This window comes from Pseudomonas sp. MF6747 (genome assembly GCF_963890955.1).
Taxonomy (GTDB): Bacteria; Pseudomonadota; Gammaproteobacteria; order Pseudomonadales; family Pseudomonadaceae; genus Aquipseudomonas.
Window position 1 is genome coordinate 252,954 of sequence record NZ_CAWPSZ010000012.1, and the last position, 15,085, is coordinate 268,038.

The following is a 15,085-nucleotide window of genomic DNA, read 5'->3' on the forward strand; positions in this document are numbered from 1 at the left end:
CAAGGCAATTCAACTGTCCGACAGGGGGATATCATAGCGGCCCTGCAAGTCTTGCGGGCGCAGTTTAATGCCATTGTATTGGCCCGTCAGGTGTTCGTAACCGGTGCGGTAGGCAGGTTGCGCGGCGCTCAGGCCCAGGGACTGGCCCCACGGCGCGGCCTGGGTGCCCGCGTCTTCGAAGCTGACACGATGGATCAGGTTGCTGGACTTTTTGGTTTTCTCGCCACCAAATGCCGCAAATGCACTGTCCGACGCCTGGACGCCGGCAGTGGCACTGAGCATGGTTAACGCCAACATCAGCTTTTTGATCGCAGTCATGGTGCTTACCTCTACGCGTTTTGGCTGTTGAGCCCAGACTACGCAGGCGCCCCTGAACTCCCCCTGAACGGGCTCTGAACCGCGCCTGAACCGTGACGGGCTATCCACTGGCGCGCCAACTGACGCAAAATACCGCGCATGACGCCCCTACCCGCTTGCTGCACCCCACTTGATGCCCATTGGCCGCTGCCCGCTCCGTTGCCGGGCACGGTGTTTCTGAGCACCCGTTTCGATCCGGCCTTATTAGCTGCCGGCGATTTCCAGCGTTGCGCGGTGCCGCCTCCGGCCAGCATCCAGCGCTCGGTGGCCAAGCGCCAGGCGGAGTTTCTCGCCGGCCGCCTGTGCGCCCGCGCGGCACTGCAACAACTCGATCACCTTGATTGCGTGCCGCCCATCGGCGAAGACCGTGCGCCGGTGTGGCCTGAACACATCAGCGGCTCAATCACCCACAGCACCGGGCACGCTGCGGCGATTGTCGGGCACAAGGCGCAATGGCGTGGGCTGGGGATGGATCTGGAGAATGTGCTGGCCCTGGACCGGGCCGAACGCCTGGCCGGGGAGATTCTGACGGCTGAAGAAATGCAGCGCATGGCAAGCGTGCCGCGCGAGCAGGTCGCCTTGTTGGTGACGCTGACGTTTTCGGCCAAGGAAAGCCTGTTCAAGGCGCTCTACCCGATCGTGCAGAAGCGCTTTTACTTCGAACATGCCGAGGTGGTGGAGTGGTCCGAGACCGGGCAGGTGCGACTAAAGCTGCTAACCGACCTTTCGGCTGAGTGGTGCCATGGCACAGAGTTGGAGGGGCAGTTTGGGGTGGACGGGGAGCAGTTGTTGAGCCTGGTGGCCATCCGGGCCTGATCTACCGCCATCGCAGGCAAACCAGCTCCCACTTTTTTTGCATGCATTCGCCCTGTGGGAGCTGGCTTGCCTGCGATAGCGATCTCAAGCCTTCTCCTGATCCCGTGGCCAGCTCAAACTGAAACACGCCCCGCCCAGGTTGTTGCTCTTGCTGATCAACGCCCGCCCGCCGTGCCAATAGATGATCCGCCGCACAATCGACAACCCCAGGCCGTGCCCGCCCGAGGCGCGGGTGCGGCTGTCGTCCAGGCGCAGAAACGGCGTGAAAATGCGCTCCCAGGCGCTTTCCGGCACACCGGGGCCGTCGTCTTCCACATCGATGCGGCACCGCACCTGGCCGACCTGGTAGCTGATCAACACCTGGCCCTGGGCGTGGCGCATCGCATTGCTGACCAGGTTTTGCACGGCGCGGTGCAGGTAGCGCGGCTCGGCATCGACCCAGGCATCGTCCCAATGCGCCGACGACAAGCAAATACCGCGGGCCACGTTGACCTGAGGGCGCAGTGGCGACAATTCGCCGATCACCTGATCGAGCAACGCGCTGAGGTCGACCCGCTGGAAATTCAGCTCCGGCGCGCCCTGCTCCAGGCGCGCGTAGGTGAGCATTTCGTCAACCAGGCCATCCAGGTCTTGAATGTCGCTGTCCATGCCATCCATGTATTTGCGCCGCGCCTCGGGGCTGGCGGCGGCGCCGATCATCTCCAGGCCAAAGCGCAGGCGTGCCACCGGAGTGCGCAATTCGTGGGACACCGCCCGCACCAGCTCACGCTGAATCGCCAGTAACTGCTGCAAGTGCTCGGCCATGCCATTAAAGGCCGCCGCCAGCCGCCCCACCGAGTCGGCGCCGCGTGCCGGCACGCGGACCTCCAGATTGCCTTTAGCGATACGTGTAGCCGCCGCTTCCAGCCCCTTGAGCCGCCGCTCGAGCTGGCGCACCAATAAATACACGATCAAGCCGATCAGGGTCAGGCTGATCAAGGCGATCAGGATCAGCCACTGCGGCGGGTAAGGGTTCATTTGGTACAGCGGGCCGATTTCCAGTACCCATGGCGTCCCGACCATGCCGGCAAACACGCGGATCGAATCGCCGCCCTTGCCCAAGGCCATCACCGTGTCGCCTTCCGACACCCGGCGACGCTGATCGTCGTCCATGTCCGCTTGATCCAGGGTCATCAGGTGCATGTCAAAACCAAAACCTTTGGCTTGCTTGATGTCGGCCAGCTTTTGCGGTTGCTCGGCGACCGGGAAGCGCACCAGTTCGTCCGCCAACAGGTAAATCGTCGCGCGGGCCAGTTGCTCGCTGATCTGTTGCACTTCGCCGGTGAGTACCAGCTGTTCCTGCTCGCTGACCAGGCGCAGCACCCGCGCGGCATGCGGCCCGGTCTGCTCGACCAGCACCTGGCCGCGTTGCAGGCGGTTGCGTTGGCTCAGGTCCAGTTGCGCGTCGGTGAGTGTGCGCAACTCCAGGGGAATGCCCAGCAAACGCTCCCACACCGCCAGGGCGCGCTGGCGTTCGATGGCGCTCATGGGCTGCAGGTTGTCGCCCATCAACGCGAAGGTGCCGTGGGCCAAGCGTTCACGGTATTGACCGCTGCGCACTTCATTGAGCAGGTGCAGGGCCAGTACGCCCAGCAGCGCGACCAGGATCAGCGCCGCGCACATGCCGCCATAGATGCGCAGGAAGATCGAGTTCACAGCGGCATATCGGCAGCGGCTTCGGGGACGAACAGGTAGCCTTTGCTGCGGATGGTCTTGATCAGGCGCGGATGGATTGGGTCGTCGCCGATTTTGGGGCGAATGCGTGAGATGCGCACATCGATGGAGCGGTCCTGGCCGTCATAGCCGATGCCGCGCAGGGCGATGAAGATTTCTTCGCGCGACAGGATGCGCCCGGCATTCGCCACCAGTAGCCATAACAGGTCGAATTCGGCACTGGTCAATTCGATACCGCCTTCGTGCAGCCAGGCTTCGCGCAGGGCGTTGTCCACCACCAAAGGGCCAAATTGCAGGCGACGCTGGTTTTCCACGGCAATCGGCAAGGCCGGCTCACTGCGCCGCAGCAGGGCCTGGATACGCGCCAGCAACAGCCGCGGGCGCACGGGTTTGCACACGTAATCATCGGCGCCCATGTCCAGGCCCTGCACCTGGTCCATGTCATCGGTGCGTGCAGTGAGCATCAGGATCACACCGTCATAGCGCTCGCGCACGCTGCGGCAGATGCTCAGGCCATCTTCGCCGGGCAGCATCAGGTCGAGGATCACCAGGTCGGGCTGTTCGGCAATGATGCGTGCCGCCGCCAGGGCGCCGTCGCTTTCCACCGCCACCCGCAGGCCGTTGCTCTCCAAATAATCACGGGTCAACTCGGCCAATCGCTCGTCGTCCTCGACGATCAATATCTGCCAGGCTTCTTGCTCCATGCGCTACCTCGGTTCTAATTATTGTCATCTACGGGGCACACACTACTGCCTCTATTGAAGGCCGATTGTAGCCATGCGCCAGCCCTCTGGCACAAGCCGGGAAATCCATTCGGTGATCACGTTTTTTTGTGGTAGGGTTCGCGCCCTCAAAATTCCAATCGGCTGTTTTTACCTTGGAATATTCGGTGACAAACGGCGCGATCCAGTAGTACTGCGGCCTACACGGGCGTTCTACGTTTCATACACATTTTACCCACAGCGTTATCCACAGGTAGTGCGTTGCTAAGCCCCCCAAAACGCATTATCTTGTACCTCGGCGCTAAAAAAACCCTACATGTAGGGTTTTAAGCGAAAAAACCAAACACAGATCAGACAAGAAACTCAAGCGCTTTCTTGCTCCCGTTTGGTTGGAACCAACGCATTTTTTAAAAGCCCAAACCGCGCACGCGGATGGCAGCCGTTTTCCAGCCTCCAGGGCAGAAAGCGGTACGGGTGTTGCAGTGCTTGAAGCGAGCAACTGTCACCCACCAGGAATACGGCGAAGGGCGCCTCAAGGCCCGAACCGAAGACTTCGGCATGGAAGCGGCGCGATGAGCTCCCTTCCTCCTGTCCCGAAGTTGTTATGCCAGGCCCAGGCCTGCTGTAAGTGCTTCAGGACGGAACGGTGGGCACCGTGATGGTGCCCAAATAAATATAGAATGTGGAGACAACCCCCCATGCAAACCGACACAACTCGCGAGAACCCGCAGGGCTCCGTGCCGCAGGCCGCTGATTCGAACCTGGATCTGTCCGCCACTGCACCTGGCCAACTGCGAGTGATCAAGCGTAACGGCACTGTCGTTCCTTACACCGATGACAAAATCACCGTCGCCATCACCAAAGCGTTTCTTGCAGTTGAAGGCGGCACCGCTGCTGCCTCGTCGCGCATCCATGACACCGTTGCCCGCCTGACCGAACAAGTCACCGCAACCTTCAAGCGTCGCATGCCCTCGGGCGGCACCATCCACATCGAAGAAATCCAGGACCAGGTCGAACTGGCCCTGATGCGTGCCGGCGAGCAGAAAGTTGCCCGCGACTACGTGATCTACCGTGACTCGCGCGCCAAGGAACGCGCGGTACGCACCCCGGCTGAAGAAGCTGCCGTGCAAGCTCACCCGTCGATCCGCATCACCCTGGCTGACGGCACATTTGCACCGCTGGACCTGGGCCGCCTGAACACCATCATCACCGAGGCCTGCGAAGGCCTGGAAGAAGTCGACGGTGACCTGATCCAGCGCGAAACCCTGAAGAACCTGTACGACGGCGTGGCCCTGACCGACGTCAACACCGCCCTGGTGATGACCGCCCGTACCCTGGTTGAACGTGAGCCGAACTACTCGTTCGTGACCGCGCGCCTGCTGATGGACACCCTGCGTGCCGAAGGCCTGGGCTTCCTGAAAGTCGCCGACAGCGCCACCCACCACGAGATGGCTGACCTGTACGCCAAGGCCCTGCCTGCCTACATCGCCAAGGGTATCGAATTCGAATTGCTGAACCCGATCCTGGCCACCTTCGACCTGGAAAAACTCGGCAAGGCGATCAACCACGAGCGCGATCAGCAGTTCACCTACTTGGGCCTGCAGACCCTGTACGACCGTTACTTCATCCACAAGGACGGTATCCGTTTCGAACTGCCGCAAGTGTTCTTCATGCGCGTGGCCATGGGCCTGGCGATCGAAGAGAAGCACAAAGAAGACCGCGCCATCGAGTTCTACAACCTGTTGTCGTCCTTCGACTACATGTCGTCGACCCCAACCCTGTTCAACGCCGGCACCCTGCGTCCACAGCTGTCGAGCTGCTACCTGACCACCGTGCCGGATGACCTGTCGGGCATCTACCACGCGATCCACGACAACGCCATGTTGTCCAAATTCGCCGGCGGCCTGGGCAACGACTGGACCCCTGTGCGTGCACTGGGTTCGTACATCAAGGGCACCAACGGCAAGTCCCAGGGCGTTGTACCGTTCCTGAAAGTGGTGAACGACACCGCTGTAGCCGTGAACCAGGGTGGCAAGCGCAAAGGCGCTGTGTGTGCCTACCTGGAAACCTGGCACATGGACATTGAAGAGTTCATCGAGCTGCGCAAGAACACCGGTGATGACCGTCGTCGTACCCACGACATGAACACCGCCAACTGGATCCCTGACCTGTTCATGAAGCGTGTCTTCGATGACGGCCCGTGGACCCTGTTCTCGCCATCCGAAGTGCCAGACCTGCACGACCTGACCGGCAAGGCCTTCGAAGAGCGTTACGAGTACTACGAAGCCCTGTCCCAGTACCCAGGCAAGATCAAGCTGTTCAAGACCATCCAGGCCAAAGACCTGTGGCGCAAAATGCTGTCCATGCTGTTTGAAACCGGCCACCCATGGCTGACCTTCAAAGACCCGTGCAACCTGCGCAGCCCGCAGCAGCACGTGGGCGTGGTCCACAGCTCGAACCTGTGCACCGAGATCACCTTGAACACCAACAAGGACGAGATCGCCGTTTGCAACCTGGGCTCGATCAACCTGCCGAACCACATCGTCAACGGCAAGCTGGACACCGCCAAGCTGGAACGCACCGTGAACACCGCCGTTCGCATGCTCGATAACGTTATCGACATCAACTACTACTCGGTACCACAGGCGCAGAATTCCAACTTCAAGCACCGTCCGGTCGGCCTGGGCATCATGGGCTTCCAGGACGCGCTGTACCTGCAGCACATTCCTTACGGTTCGGACGCTGCGGTCGAGTTCGCCGACAAGTCGATGGAAGCGGTCAGCTACTACGCGATCCAGGCTTCCTGCGACCTGGCCGACGAGCGCGGTGCCTACGAGACGTTCCAGGGTTCGCTGTGGTCCAAAGGCATCCTGCCGCTGGATTCGCAACAGATCCTGATCGAGCAGCGTGGCCAGAAGTACATCGACGTTGACCTGAACGAATCCCTGGATTGGGCGCCGGTACGTGCCCGTGTGCAGAAAGGCATTCGTAACTCCAACATCATGGCCATCGCACCGACCGCGACCATCGCCAACATCACTGGCGTATCGCAGTCGATCGAACCGACCTACCAGAACCTGTATGTGAAATCGAACCTGTCGGGCGAATTCACCGTGATCAACCCGTACCTGGTTCGCGACCTGAAAGCTCGCGGCCTGTGGGACTCGGTCATGATCAACGACCTGAAGTACTACGACGGTTCCGTGCAGCAGATCGAGCGCATCCCGCAAGAACTCAAAGAGCTCTACGCAACTGCGTTCGAAGTGGACACCAAGTGGATCGTTGACGCGGCCAGCCGTCGTCAGAAGTGGATCGACCAGGCGCAGTCGCTGAACCTGTACATCGCCGGCGCTTCGGGCAAGAAGCTGGACGTGACCTACCGCATGGCCTGGTACCGTGGTCTGAAAACCACTTACTACCTCCGTGCCCTGGCCGCGACCAGCACCGAGAAGTCGACCATCAACACCGGTAAGCTGAACGCTGTTTCCAGCGGCGGCAACCACGGTGATGATTCGGTTCTTGCGGCACCAGCCGGTCCAGCGCCAGTGCCAAAGGCCTGCGCGATTGATGAGCCGGATTGCGAAGCTTGCCAATAAGCTGAGCTGATCCCGGGCTTGATTGCCCGGGATTGAAAAAAACCGATAGACCCTGCTGCAATGGGTTTATCGGTTTTTTTGTTTTTACGCTAAACGAATTCGTAGGCGTTGCCTTCCTGGGGAGCGCCGCCTCGCCCTCCCCACAACTCTACGCGACCGCCAATCACCGCCATTGAATGGCCGCCGTAATCCACCACGCCCAGTGCACCGCTTGCCAGCGCCGAACTCGAAGAGTCTTTATAGAGACCATTCAATCCAAGCCGGTCCAGCGCCTCTCGCCCCATCTCGCCATTGTTCAAGCTTTGCATCGCATGCGCGAAACTCTGCTTGGCGACCTCGGGATTGTCATCAAAACCATTCCCTTCCATCTGTGCACGCTTGGCACTTACGGCGTACATGAAGTTGGCGTCGGTCATCATCGAGGGATTATCCCCCTTGAACTGTGCGTAACTGGCGGCGTGCCTCAGTTCAGCTTTGGATAAATCCAGTTCGAAGCCATCGCGCATCTTGACGTGATAGCCACCAGCGGTCTCATGCACCTCAGCGAAAACATCAGTGGGCTTCTGCCCAAACTTCATCATCGCCCCCTTTATCGCGGCAACCGTGACGCAATTACCATCGGGCCCCTGGCTGAATCCACTCCAGATATTGTCCGGTTTCTTGCCCGGGTTACTTGCGTCCGGCTTGTAGTTGAAATGCTTGGAGCCTTCGGTAATCGGCAGATTACTCATGGGCTCACTGCCGCCAAAATCGCTTGGACTAACCCGACCGCCATCACCGCCACCGCCGCCGCCACCACCGCGGTCTGGCGAGGGTGTTGGTGAAGGTGCTGGAGACGGAGTTGGCTCATCTGCAAACAGCTCTGGAAACAGCCTCTTCAACAGCGCAAGAAAATCTGTAACCGCCTCCCGCTTCAACTGCTCAAGGATCGCTTTGAATTTTTCCTCTCCCAGCGCGTTTCGCTTTTCATTGAGCTTGTCGCGCAGGTCCTGGACAGTCTGGTTTTTGGCGGTTTTCTCGGCGTCATCCAACTGCCTGAGAAGCTGCGTGACCGCGTCTTTATCGACATCGACCGCATCCCGGCTGCCCTCTGACCGGCTGACTCCACTCAGGTACTGCCCCGCCCACCCCACGCCATAACGCACACCTCCAGCCCCCTGGCCGGACATCGACGAACTTCCCATACCGAGCCACCTTGTGATCGAACACGTTGAGACTTGATGAGTGGGAAGAACCGTGTGGCCGGTTCCAACACGGGCCTGTCGGCTGTGATCAGGCCAGAGGTGGGAATATTCCCCGATGCCAAATGGCAGGCAAAAAAAAGCCCCTCGATCGAGGGGCTTTCGTTGCGCGTGCGCGTCAGGCCAACAGCATCAGGTCATCTGAATGATGGTCTGCATGATGGTGCTCTGAGTGGAGATGGTCTTGGCGTTCGCCTGATAGTTGCTCTGGGCCTTGATCAGGTCCACCAGTTCGTTGGTCAGGTTGACGTTGGAGTTCTCCAGGGATTTGGACACGATCGAACCCAGGGTGCCGGCTTGCGGGGTGTCGTAACCCGGCTGACCCGACGCATAGGTTTCTTTCCAAGTGGTGCCGCCCGCCGGCTGCAGGCCTTGTTCGTTGTTGAAGCTGGCCAGGGAAAGCTGGCCGATGGCCTTGCTCTGCTGGTTGCTGAAGGTCGCGAACAACACGCCATTACCGTCAATGTTCAGGCCGGTGATCTGGCCGGTGGCGTAGCCATCGGTGACCGGTGGGTTACGGTAGGTGGCCGAGTTGTACTGGGTGATGTTGCTCATGTTGATGGCAATCCCGCCAGGGTTGGCGTTCGCACCGTTTTTGGTCCACACGCCGTTGGTCACTGTGCCCGGCACCCAGCCGGTCAGCTGCAAGGTGGTGCTGGAAGTGGTGCCCGTAACAATCCCGGTGAGCTTGCCGGAACCGTCGAAGCTCAACGTCGAGGCGACCGGCGGCGTCGAGCCTGTGCCGGTAGGCGCCGAACCGTCAGGGTTGCGGCCATCGATCAGGGTGTAGGATTTCCAGGTGTTGGAATCCGTTTTCACCAGGTATTGCACCATTGGGTGGGCGTTGCCCTGGGTGTCATACAAGGTGGTGTTGTATTGAGTGCTGAACGTGGTGGAGTCAGTTGGATCAAACGGCTTGGTCGTCTGATCAATCACCGGCGACGACGAGTTCAGGTTGCTGGTGGAGTCGACTTTGGTGGAGGCCTTGGGCGGCAGGTTCGACAGGTTCAATTGCAGGTCGGTCAGCGCGCCCTTGATGATATTGCCGTCGGCGTCCGCCGCGTAGCCTTGCAGGCGCGAGGTGCCGGTGTTGTTGGTGACGTAGCCGTCTTTATCCGAACGGAAGGCACCGCTGCGGGTGTATTCCAGCGAGCCGTCACTGCCCTTCTGAACGAAGAAGCCGCCGCCCTGGATCGCCATGTCCAGCAGACCGCCGGTATTGTTGACGTCGCCCTGGGTGAACTGCTGGGAAACGGCCGCCAGGTTCACACCACTGCCGACACTGTTCTGGCCGGTGCCCAGCTTGGACGCGGCGTAGATGTCCGAGAACTCGGCACGGGACGATTTGAAGCCCGTGGTCGCGACGTTGGCGATGTTGTTGCCGGTCACGTCCAGCTGTTTGTTGGCCGCATAGAGGCCGCTAAGGCCGATGTTAAAAGACATGTTTCTCTCCTTCTGCCGTATTTAGCCGGCTCTATGTACCGATAGTCTGAATTTGCGACAGCTTGACGCTGCCCATGCCGCCGGCAAGGTTGAGCAGCATTTCGCCGCCGGTCTTGCTCAACGTCACGCTGGTCACTGTTGCCGGCAGCGAGGTCAACAAGGCAACCGAGTCGCCCGTATCATTTTTGGTGCTGGCCGCGAAGGTATAAGTCCCGGCGGGGGCGACCTCGCCTTTGTCGTCCTTGCCATCCCAGATAAAGCTGGAATCACCGGCGCTTTGGGCGCCCATGTCGAGGGTGCGGACCACATTGCCGTCTTTGTCGGTGATCTTCACGGAGACGTTGCCCGTCGCCGCGGTCACCGCCACCGAGCCGGTCATGCTCTTGCTGGTGTCAACCATGGCCTTATCGGTCTGGGTGATGATCGAACGCCCGACCAGCGACGATGCCTGCAGCGCTTGCGAGGAACTGAAGTTGCTGGAGATCGCATTTACCGAGTCGTTCAGGGTGTTGATGCCTTCCAGGCTGCTGAACTGAGCCAGCTGGGCCACAAACGCACCGTTGTCCTGTGGCGACAGCGGGTTCTGGTTTTTCAGCTGGGTGACCAGCAGCTGCAGGAATGCATCTTTACCCAGCGCCTGGTTACCGGTGGCCGCGCTGGCCGCCGAAGCGAGGCCGCTGTTGTCTGTCGCGGTCTTGACCTTGGAGTTGAAAAGGTCCTGAACCGGCGTGTTGGGTGTCGTAGAAGTGGTATCAACAATGGCCATTATTTGGCGCCCCTTATCACTGACCCAGGGTCAGGACCTTCTGCATCATGGTTTTGGCGGTGTTCATCATTTCCGCGTTGGTTTGGAACGAGCGGCTGGCGGAAATCATGTCGGCCATTTCCTCGACCACGTTGACGTTGGGGTAGTACACGTAACCCTTTTCGTTCGCGGCGGGATGGTTGGGTTCGTAGCGGGCTTCCAGATTGCTTTGGTCTTCGACCACGCCAAGCACCTGCACGCCCTGGCCTGCGGCATCCTGGTTCTGGAACAGCGAGTCGCCGCTACCGCTTTGGCCACTCTGGCCGTCCTGAAACATGGTGGCGAACACCGGGTGACGGGCACGGTAGGTCTGGTCAATGCTCGAAGACACAGTCTCGGCGTTGGCGATGTTACTGGCGACGGTGTTCAGGCGCGTGGTCTGCGCGCTCATGCCACTGCCGGCAATATTGAAAACACTGGCTAAGGACATGGCTTACTCTCCACGCAGGGCTGACATCAGCCCTTTGAATTTGCTGTTGAGCAGGGTGAAGCTGGCCTGGAAGTTCACCGAGTTTTCGGCGTAGGCCGATTGCTCCAGCTGGGCGTCGACGGTGTTCTGGTCGATCGATGGCTGCATCGGCGTGCGATACAGCAACGACTCGTCACCATTGCTCAAGCCTTGCGCTTCGATATGACGGCTGTTGGTCATATTCAAGGCGAAGGTGCCGTTCTTGGTCTTGTCCTGCTGTGCGGCGAGCACGGCAGAGAAGTCCAGGTCCCGAGCCTTGTAGTTCGGGGTGTCGGCGTTGGCAATGTTGTTGGCCAGGACTTCGGCACGCTGGGCGCGGAAGCCCAGGGCTTGTTCGTGGATACCGAGCGCTTTATCGAAGCTGATGCTCATGGCGGAAACCTTTAGGCTGACCTGCTTTTCGTAACAGGGTTATAGCAAGGCGCATGCCAATTCCATCGGGGCCCGTAATTCAAGGGTTTGCGGGGAGTTTGCCGGTGGCAATGCCAGAAAAGCGGCAACGGCCTTCCGCGTGGCGCCAGTAAAGCGGCAATACCGGTTGCCGCTTTTATGCAGACTGCCGGTAGTGCCACGGCTGATTGAACGCCAGGCTCAGCAGGCAGCCTTTCAATGCAACGGCCTGAACACTGATCATTGCGTCGCCTGGGTTCGAACAGGATTCGGCGAAGCGCTTTGCGGCTGAACACCTGGTTACGGTCGCCGACGCCAGCGCTCAGGAAGTCATCGAGATGAAGCCTGCCGAATCGCGCGCATTAAAAAACGGGAGGCCTTTGGGGGCCTCCCGTTTTTTAATGCTCATGGGCCGATCACTTGGCCTGGTAAATGATACCGGGACTGCACTGCACCATCTGGTAATGGTCCGGCAACCCATTGAGCGCCTCGGACGCACCGAGGAACAGGTACCCACCACGCTTGAGCGTGCCGTGGATGCGCAACAGGATGTCTTTCTTCACTTCGGCCGAGAAATAGATCAGCACGTTGCGGCAGAACACCATGTCGAACTTGCCCAGGCTGGCGTAGCTGTCGAGCAGGTTGAACGAACGAAACTCTACCCGGCTCTTGATCGGTGCCTTGACCGCCCAGCGTCCCGCCCCTTTGGGGTCGAAGTAACGTTGCAGGCGCTCCTGAGACAAACCACGGCCCAAGGCCAGGCTGTCGTACTCACCGGTCTTGCAATTGGTGAGCATGGTGCCGGACAAGTCAGTGGCGACAATCTGCGCCCCGGCCTTCAACTGGCCCATGTTGGTGCGCTCGAACTCGTCGATGGACATCGAGATCGAGTACGGCTCCTGCCCCGAGGAGCAAGCGGCCGACCAGATACGCAAGCGCTGGCCCGGACTGGCCTTGATGGCCTCCGGCAGCACTTTGTTCTTGAGCACTTCGAAGGGGTAGGTGTCACGAAACCACAGGGTTTCGTTGGTGGTCATGGCATCCACCACCATTTCCTTGAGCCCACTGCGCGGCTGGCCCTGAATACGCTGGACCAACTCGCCCAGGGACTTGATGCCCTGCTGCTCCATCAGTTTGTTGAGACGGCTGGATACCAGGTATTGCTTGTTTTCACCGAGCAATATGCCACAGGCTTTTTCCAGGAAGATCCGGAACTGTTCGAAATCCAAATTACCCGTAGACAATGATACCGCCTCTTAAATCGTGTGACCGCCAGGGGAACTCCCCTTAGCCGTGATCTGCTGCCTTGATCCGGTCGACTACCCGGGATGCCAGGTCATCAGGACGGAATTTGGCCAGAAAGTCATCGGCACCGACCTTCTTGACCATCGCCTGATTGAATACGCCCGACAACGAAGTATGCAGGATGATATGCAGTTTTTGCATGCGTGGATCGTTGCGTATCTCGGCCGTGAGCGTGTAGCCATCCATTTCCGGCATCTCGATGTCGGAGATCATCATCAAAAATTCTTCTTCCGGCTTCTTGCCTTCGTCCACCAGCTTGCGCAGGTAATCCAGGGCCTGGCGACCGTCGTTGAGGGCCACCACTTCCACGCCGACGGTTTGCAGGCAACGGCTCACCTGTTTGCGCGCAACCGAGGAGTCGTCCACGGTCAGCACGCGCAGCGAGATCGCCTTGTGCGCCGTTTCGGCGTCGACGACGCCCACCGAAATCGATTCGGAGGTCGGTGCCACTTCTGCGAGGATCTTCTCCACGTCGATGATTTCCACCAACTGGTTATCGACCCGAGTCACCGCCGTCAGGTAGTGATCGCGCCCCGTGCCCTTGGGCGGCGGGTGGATTTCCTCCCAGTTCATGTTGACGATGCGTTCCACCGAGCGCACCAGGAAACCCTGGGTCTTGGTGTTGTATTCGGTAATGATCACGAACGGGTTCTGGCGGTCCTGCAGCCCCGCAGAGCCGGTGGCCAAGGCCAGGTCAAGAATGGGGATGGTCGCACCACGAATGTTGGCCACGCCACACACCACCGGACTGGACTTGGGCATGATCGTCAGCTTGGGACACTGCAACACTTCCCGCACTTTAAACACGTTGATGCCATACAGCTGCTTGCCGTCCAGGCGAAAAAGCAACAACTCCAGGCGATTCTGCCCTACCAGCTGTGTGCGCTGGTTTACTGAATCCATTACTCCTGCCATGCCCAGACTCCTACGCAAAAACCTTAGGGGTACGACGCGTACCCAACACTAAACGGCACGAGCTTTGCTATTTATTGATTTATGAACCTTAAAACGACAGTTTCCCGACGCATCCCACGCTACCGCAGAGTTGTCTGCGTCTGGCTGGCATTGCTTGCCTTGGGCGCAGGCACCACGGCCCGTGCAGATAATGTCACCTTGCCTGATCTCCTTATCGGCGTCACTCAAGGCTTTCTTGAATTCACTGTAGAAGATTATCTGGCGACCACGCAGGCACCGGGGCGTTATGAAATTCAGGTGAACCCGCTGGACCCGCGCCTGCGCATGCCCATGTGCGACAAGGAATTGACAGCCACGCTGGAAAGCCCCGCCCAGCCCATCGGCCGCGTGACGGTCAAAGTGCGCTGCGACGGCGCCTCGCCCTGGACCGTGTTCGTCCCGGCGCAGGTCAAACTGTTTCGTGATGTAGTGGTTGTCACACGTCCGCTCAAACGGACGGGCATCATCGGGTTTGAAGACGTTGCGCTGCGTGAACGGGATATCAGCTCGATCAATCAGGGTTATCTCACCTCGGTGGACCAGGCCGTCGGGCAAAAACTTACCCGACCAATGGTCACCGACCAAGTGATTACGCTGGTGCATCTGGAACAGGCTGAGGTGATTCGCAAGGGCGACCAGGTGGTGATTTCCGCCAGCAGCGGCGGGCTGACGGTAAAGATGCCGGGCGAGGCGCTGTCCAATGGCGGCATGAGCGAACAGATTCGGGTCAAAAACCTCAATTCCAATCGTGTGATCAAGGCACAGGTGATGGCGCCAGGCCAAGTCGAGGTCGCTTTATAGATCACTGGTATCAAGCGCCAGCTTTTCCTACACTGTGCGTTGGATGTCGACCTGTACAGGTTTATTGTCAATCGAGCCTAAAGTTTGTCCGGGTATGGCCGAAAACATGGCAAGCGTCCAAATACCCAGAGGTTTTTTTATCATGGTCATCGATTTCAGTCGTTTGAATAACACCCCGGCATTGCCCGGCAATACGCGCACCAGCGGTGCCAAGGACAGCGTAGAAGCCAAGGCCCAGCCAGCGCCCGCCAAGACCGAACAGGCCGGCGCCAGCCAGAGCGGGGAATCGGTTCACCTGAGCAATGAGGCTCAACAGTTGCAAAAGGTCACTGACTCGCTGCGCGACCAGCCGGTTGTCAATAAAGCCCGTGTGGCCGAGTTGAAACAGGCCATCGCCGATGGCAGCTATAAAGTCGACAGCAACCGTGTAGCCAGCAAGCTGCTCAACTTCGAAGCCGAGCGCTAGGCGAAGG

Annotated in this window: 14 protein-coding genes; 4 read left to right on the top strand and 10 right to left on the bottom strand. The window is 59.5% G+C overall.

The features are described 5' to 3' along the window. Nucleotides 1-9: 9 nt before the first annotated feature. Nucleotides 10-318, bottom strand: a complete 309-nt coding sequence (locus AACW30_RS13885) for a hypothetical protein (protein WP_200622870.1) — start codon at nt 316-318, stop codon at nt 10-12. 138 nt (nt 319-456) lie between these two features. Between AACW30_RS13885 and AACW30_RS13890 the strand changes: the two genes are divergently transcribed. Further along, nucleotides 457-1,173 carry a 4'-phosphopantetheinyl transferase family protein gene (locus tag AACW30_RS13890; RefSeq protein WP_200622876.1) on the top strand — a complete coding sequence of 239 codons (717 nt, stop codon included), beginning with the start codon at nt 457-459 and terminating at the stop codon, nt 1,171-1,173. A gap of 84 nt (nt 1,174-1,257) precedes the next feature. Here the strand turns inward: AACW30_RS13890 and AACW30_RS13895 are convergent, their stop codons facing one another. Then, on the bottom strand, nt 1,258-2,868 hold the full coding sequence (locus tag AACW30_RS13895; protein WP_200622877.1) for an ATP-binding protein: 1,611 nt from the start codon (nt 2,866-2,868) through the stop codon (nt 1,258-1,260). Continuing rightward, the gene (locus AACW30_RS13900; protein ID WP_106576138.1) at nt 2,865-3,590 is read right to left on the bottom strand and encodes a response regulator; all 726 of its coding nucleotides are present in this window, start codon (nt 3,588-3,590) and stop codon (nt 2,865-2,867) included. The genes AACW30_RS13895 and AACW30_RS13900 overlap by 4 nt, the downstream gene beginning before the upstream one ends. 716 nt (nt 3,591-4,306) lie before the next feature. Here AACW30_RS13900 and AACW30_RS13905 point away from each other — a divergent pair. Next, nucleotides 4,307-7,204: a ribonucleoside-diphosphate reductase subunit alpha gene (locus AACW30_RS13905; protein WP_200622878.1), complete on the top strand. Its 2,898-nt coding sequence runs from the start codon at nt 4,307-4,309 to the stop codon at nt 7,202-7,204. 89 nt (nt 7,205-7,293) lie between these two features. Here AACW30_RS13905 and AACW30_RS13910 read toward each other — a convergent pair whose 3' ends face one another. The 7 genes from AACW30_RS13910 to AACW30_RS13940 form a co-directional block, all read right to left on the bottom strand. Beyond that, complete coding sequence (locus AACW30_RS13910) at nt 7,294-8,388, bottom strand: hypothetical protein (protein WP_200622879.1); 1,095 nt, start codon at nt 8,386-8,388, stop codon at nt 7,294-7,296. 189 nt (nt 8,389-8,577) lie between these two features. Beyond that, the gene (gene flgE / locus AACW30_RS13915; protein ID WP_106576136.1) at nt 8,578-9,888 is read right to left on the bottom strand and encodes a flagellar hook protein FlgE; all 1,311 of its coding nucleotides are present in this window, start codon (nt 9,886-9,888) and stop codon (nt 8,578-8,580) included. A gap of 31 nt (nt 9,889-9,919) precedes the next feature. Beyond that, nucleotides 9,920-10,654: a flagellar hook assembly protein FlgD gene (flgD, locus tag AACW30_RS13920; RefSeq protein WP_106576135.1), complete on the bottom strand. Its 735-nt coding sequence runs from the start codon at nt 10,652-10,654 to the stop codon at nt 9,920-9,922. A gap of 16 nt (nt 10,655-10,670) precedes the next feature. Then, nucleotides 10,671-11,123, bottom strand: a complete 453-nt coding sequence (flgC, locus tag AACW30_RS13925) for a flagellar basal body rod protein FlgC (RefSeq protein WP_106576134.1) — start codon at nt 11,121-11,123, stop codon at nt 10,671-10,673. 3 nt (nt 11,124-11,126) lie between these two features. Next, the gene (gene flgB / locus AACW30_RS13930) at nt 11,127-11,534 is read right to left on the bottom strand and encodes a flagellar basal body rod protein FlgB (RefSeq protein ID WP_010208346.1); all 408 of its coding nucleotides are present in this window, start codon (nt 11,532-11,534) and stop codon (nt 11,127-11,129) included. A gap of 434 nt (nt 11,535-11,968) precedes the next feature. Beyond that, nucleotides 11,969-12,796, bottom strand: coding sequence for a protein-glutamate O-methyltransferase CheR (cheR, locus tag AACW30_RS13935; RefSeq protein WP_200622880.1), 828 nt, complete (start codon nt 12,794-12,796; stop codon nt 11,969-11,971). A 43-nt stretch (nt 12,797-12,839) separates the two neighbouring features. Then, nucleotides 12,840-13,772, bottom strand: coding sequence for a chemotaxis protein CheV (locus tag AACW30_RS13940; protein ID WP_106576132.1), 933 nt, complete (start codon nt 13,770-13,772; stop codon nt 12,840-12,842). Between the two features lie 81 nt (nt 13,773-13,853). Between AACW30_RS13940 and flgA the strand changes: the two genes are divergently transcribed. Both flgA and flgM read left to right on the top strand, forming a co-directional pair. Further along, entirely contained in the window at nt 13,854-14,612 is a 759-nt protein-coding gene (flgA, locus tag AACW30_RS13945; RefSeq protein ID WP_106576131.1) for a flagellar basal body P-ring formation chaperone FlgA, read from the top strand. 142 nt (nt 14,613-14,754) lie between these two features. Continuing rightward, nucleotides 14,755-15,078 (top strand): flagellar biosynthesis anti-sigma factor FlgM, encoded by a 324-nt coding sequence (flgM, locus tag AACW30_RS13950; protein WP_106576130.1) that lies wholly within the window; start codon nt 14,755-14,757, stop codon nt 15,076-15,078. The last annotated feature ends 7 nt before the right edge of the window (nt 15,079-15,085 follow it).

What these genes read in the sequence shown, in the direction of transcription:
- AACW30_RS13885 (WP_200622870.1), bottom strand. Translation starts at nt 318, where the DNA reads ATGACTGCGATCAAAAAGCTGATGTTGGCGTTAACCATGCTCAGTGCC.
- AACW30_RS13890 (WP_200622876.1), top strand. Translation starts at nt 457, where the DNA reads ATGACGCCCCTACCCGCTTGCTGCACCCCACTTGATGCCCATTGGCCG.
- AACW30_RS13900 (WP_106576138.1), bottom strand. Translation starts at nt 3,590, where the DNA reads ATGGAGCAAGAAGCCTGGCAGATATTGATCGTCGAGGACGACGAGCGA.
- AACW30_RS13905 (WP_200622878.1), top strand. Translation starts at nt 4,307, where the DNA reads ATGCAAACCGACACAACTCGCGAGAACCCGCAGGGCTCCGTGCCGCAG.
- AACW30_RS13910 (WP_200622879.1), bottom strand. Translation starts at nt 8,388, where the DNA reads ATGGGAAGTTCGTCGATGTCCGGCCAGGGGGCTGGAGGTGTGCGTTAT.
- flgE (WP_106576136.1), bottom strand. Translation starts at nt 9,888, where the DNA reads ATGTCTTTTAACATCGGCCTTAGCGGCCTCTATGCGGCCAACAAACAG.
- flgD (WP_106576135.1), bottom strand. Translation starts at nt 10,654, where the DNA reads ATGGCCATTGTTGATACCACTTCTACGACACCCAACACGCCGGTTCAG.
- flgC (WP_106576134.1), bottom strand. Translation starts at nt 11,123, where the DNA reads ATGTCCTTAGCCAGTGTTTTCAATATTGCCGGCAGTGGCATGAGCGCG.
- flgB (WP_010208346.1), bottom strand. Translation starts at nt 11,534, where the DNA reads ATGAGCATCAGCTTCGATAAAGCGCTCGGTATCCACGAACAAGCCCTG.
- AACW30_RS13940 (WP_106576132.1), bottom strand. Translation starts at nt 13,772, where the DNA reads ATGGCAGGAGTAATGGATTCAGTAAACCAGCGCACACAGCTGGTAGGG.
- flgA (WP_106576131.1), top strand. Translation starts at nt 13,854, where the DNA reads ATGAACCTTAAAACGACAGTTTCCCGACGCATCCCACGCTACCGCAGA.
- flgM (WP_106576130.1), top strand. Translation starts at nt 14,755, where the DNA reads ATGGTCATCGATTTCAGTCGTTTGAATAACACCCCGGCATTGCCCGGC.